Consider the following 2,473-nt stretch of genomic DNA (forward strand, 5'->3'; position numbering starts at 1 on the left):
GTGCCGCCGCGCAGCAGCACGGTGACTCCGGCGTGGGGGGGGCAGGCGGCGGGTGAAAGGGGGGGCCGCGGCGTGGGGGTGGGGGCACCGATGGACGCATCGCAACCGGGAAACGGCAGGAGCAGGTCCGGCGTGCCGGGCAGGTTGGCCGAGTCGGGCGTAACGGACGTATCGGGCAGGCCGGGCACGCAGTCCCCGGTCGGATTGTCCGCGCATTCCGGCAAAGCCACACCGGCGGGGGCACATTCCACCAGCGCCTCGATGCGCGCCCGGTGGGTTGCGTCCGGGTCGTCGCCGCCGTCCTTGATCACCACGCCCAGTGCCGCGCGGATGTCCGCGTGCACGGAGCCGAGGCGGGTCACTTCTTCCACGGGTACGTCCAGCCAGCCTGCCGGGGCTGCATCGCCCCCGCCGTTCCCGCTGCTTTCAATGTCGATGGTGAACGGCGGCAGCGGCACGGGCACCTTGTCCGGGGCCTCGCCGCGCAACAGCAGGCGCAGGGCGGCCATGGCGGCGGCGGCCATGGCGGAACCGGTGGTGAAGCCCTCGCGCAGTTCCGCCCCATGCGGCGGTGCGTTGACGGGCGGGTCGCCGGACGTACCAGGCATGCCGGACGTGCCGGTCGATGTATTGTGCGGACAAATATTTTTCATATCAATGGATTGGAACAATCTATTTGACGCCGGGGCGTTGCTCTGTAAGCACCGGAGCATGCTATCAGGAAATGTCTCGCCACGCAGCAGCAGGGGGACCGGGTACGCCGGGCAGGTTGCCGGGGGCGTTGCCGCTCCGTCTGCCGTCCCGTCAGGCGCGCTCACCGCGTTTGCCGACGCCGTGCTGCGGCTGCTGTCCGGCGTGTGGTGCCAGCGCGCGGTGCGCGGGGCCCTGGCGCTGGTCTTTATGGCGGCGGGCGGTGCCAAGTTGGCCGACGTGCGCGGATTTGCCGAAATCATCCACCATTACGGAATATTGCCCGTGTGGGCCGTGGGGCCGGTGGCGCTGCTGCTGCCCCTGGCAGAGGTGATCGCCGGGGTGGGGCTGCTGTTCGCCGTGCGCGGTAGCCTGGCGGCCATAGCCGCCATGTGCCTGCTGTTTCTCGGCGTGCTGGGATACGCGCTGGCGACCGGGCTGTCCATTGGCGACTGCGGCTGCTTTGCCCCCGGCGAATTGCCGGAAGGCGTGCAGGATGGTTCCGCCCTGCGCGGGGCGTTCGTGCGCGACCTCGCGCTGCTGGCTGGTGTGGCCTATCTGTGCGCCTGGCGTCGCTTGCGCCGCCGCATGGCCTGAACGGCCGCTGGCATGGAGCGAAGGCTGCAGCGCACAATATTTCGTTTCATAAACTCTTGAGGAGGTTGCGATGTTCATGAAGAAGCTGGTTGCCCCGTTGGTGCTGCTTGCCGCGCTTGGCCTTGCCGGGTGCAACAATCCGTTTGCCGGGCCGTCCGAGGTGGATATGGAGGCCAAGGCCGTGAAGCTGGCGCGCGACACCGCCAAGGGCGGCTACGAGCTGCTTACCGTGGCGGAACTGAAGAAGTGGCAGGACGAGGGCAAGGACATGCTCATCGTGGATACCATGCCCTTCGAGGATTCGTACAAGAAGAACCACATTCCCAATGCGGTGCAGTTCCTGTTCCCCATCCCGGACATGCCGGAATGGAAGATGACCGAGACCGGCGACAAGAGCGAGCAGGACTTCGAAAAGCTGCTCGGCCCGGACAAGGACCGTCCGCTGGTGTTCTACTGCGGCTTCGTGAAGTGCACCCGCTCGCACAACGGCGCGGTGTGGGCCAAGAAGCTGGGCTACACCAAGGTGTATCGCCTGCCCGGCGGCATCATGGCCTGGAAGGAAGCCCAGTACCCCGTGAAGGCCGTGAACTAGCCGATTCCGGCGGGGCGGCGCACCACGCGGCGCCCCGCCTTTTTCTTTTTTTGCCGGATACTCCGGTCTGATGATACGCAGATTCTCCGCCGGTCACCGCCGGTTTTGGCGATGTACAACAGGACAAGCATGAAGACAGGTCTCCATCCGATTCCGGGCGCAGACGGCGCGACACACACTACCGGTGCGCAGTGCAGCGATGGTGGTTGTGTTGGTGACTGCTCCGGTGGCTGCCCTGACGTCTGCCCTGGCGTCTGTTCCGATGACGGGCAGGATGACAGTCATGATGCGGTCGGCTGCGGTGGTGAGGTTGGGTATGAGTGCACAACGCCCGTCGATACCGCAAGCGTTGGTTCTTCCGCGTTGTCCGGTCCCGCCCCGGGCGATCAGGTAGTCGAAGCCATTCGCCGCCGGGCCGAGAACCTGTTCGATACCCGCCAGCTGTTGTGTGCAGAGGCCGTCCTGCATGCCGTGGCCGAAGCGCTGGGCGGTCCCCTTTCCCCTGACCGGGCCGCCGCACTGGGCACGCCGTTTTGCCAGGGTATGGGCGGCGCGGGCTGCACCTGCGGCGCGCTGAGCGGCGCCGTGGCCGCC

General features: G+C 67.0%; 4 protein-coding genes. 3 read left to right on the plus strand and 1 reads right to left on the minus strand.

Annotated features, from left to right (window positions below):
- Positions 1-608, minus strand: a 608-nt coding sequence (locus FVW27_RS12985) for a cobalt-precorrin-5B (C(1))-methyltransferase (protein ID WP_167125758.1), incomplete at its 3' end; no start/stop codon positions are given.
- 103 nt (positions 609-711) lie between these two features.
- On the opposite strand from FVW27_RS12985, the gene FVW27_RS12990 reads away from it, so the two are divergent.
- The 3 genes from FVW27_RS12990 to FVW27_RS13000 all read left to right on the plus strand — a co-directional run.
- The gene (locus FVW27_RS12990; RefSeq protein ID WP_167125761.1) at positions 712-1,287 is read left to right on the plus strand and encodes a MauE/DoxX family redox-associated membrane protein; all 576 of its coding nucleotides are present in this window, start codon (positions 712-714) and stop codon (positions 1,285-1,287) included.
- Between the two features lie 70 nt (positions 1,288-1,357).
- Positions 1,358-1,879: a rhodanese-like domain-containing protein gene (locus tag FVW27_RS12995; RefSeq protein ID WP_167125763.1), complete on the plus strand. Its 522-nt coding sequence runs from the start codon at positions 1,358-1,360 to the stop codon at positions 1,877-1,879.
- A 129-nt stretch (positions 1,880-2,008) separates the two neighbouring features.
- Positions 2,009-2,473 (plus strand): C-GCAxxG-C-C family protein (locus tag FVW27_RS13000; RefSeq protein WP_167125765.1); only part of this gene is annotated, 465 nt, incomplete at its 3' end.

This window comes from Nitratidesulfovibrio liaohensis (assembly GCF_011682075.1).
Taxonomy (GTDB): domain Bacteria; phylum Desulfobacterota; class Desulfovibrionia; order Desulfovibrionales; family Desulfovibrionaceae; genus Cupidesulfovibrio; species Cupidesulfovibrio liaohensis.

Bases quoted from the DNA above. Each gene is read 5' to 3' on its own strand.
- FVW27_RS12990 (WP_167125761.1), top strand. From the start codon at position 712: ATGCTATCAGGAAATGTCTCGCCACGCAGCAGCAGGGGGACCGGGTAC.
- FVW27_RS12995 (WP_167125763.1), top strand. From the start codon at position 1,358: ATGTTCATGAAGAAGCTGGTTGCCCCGTTGGTGCTGCTTGCCGCGCTT.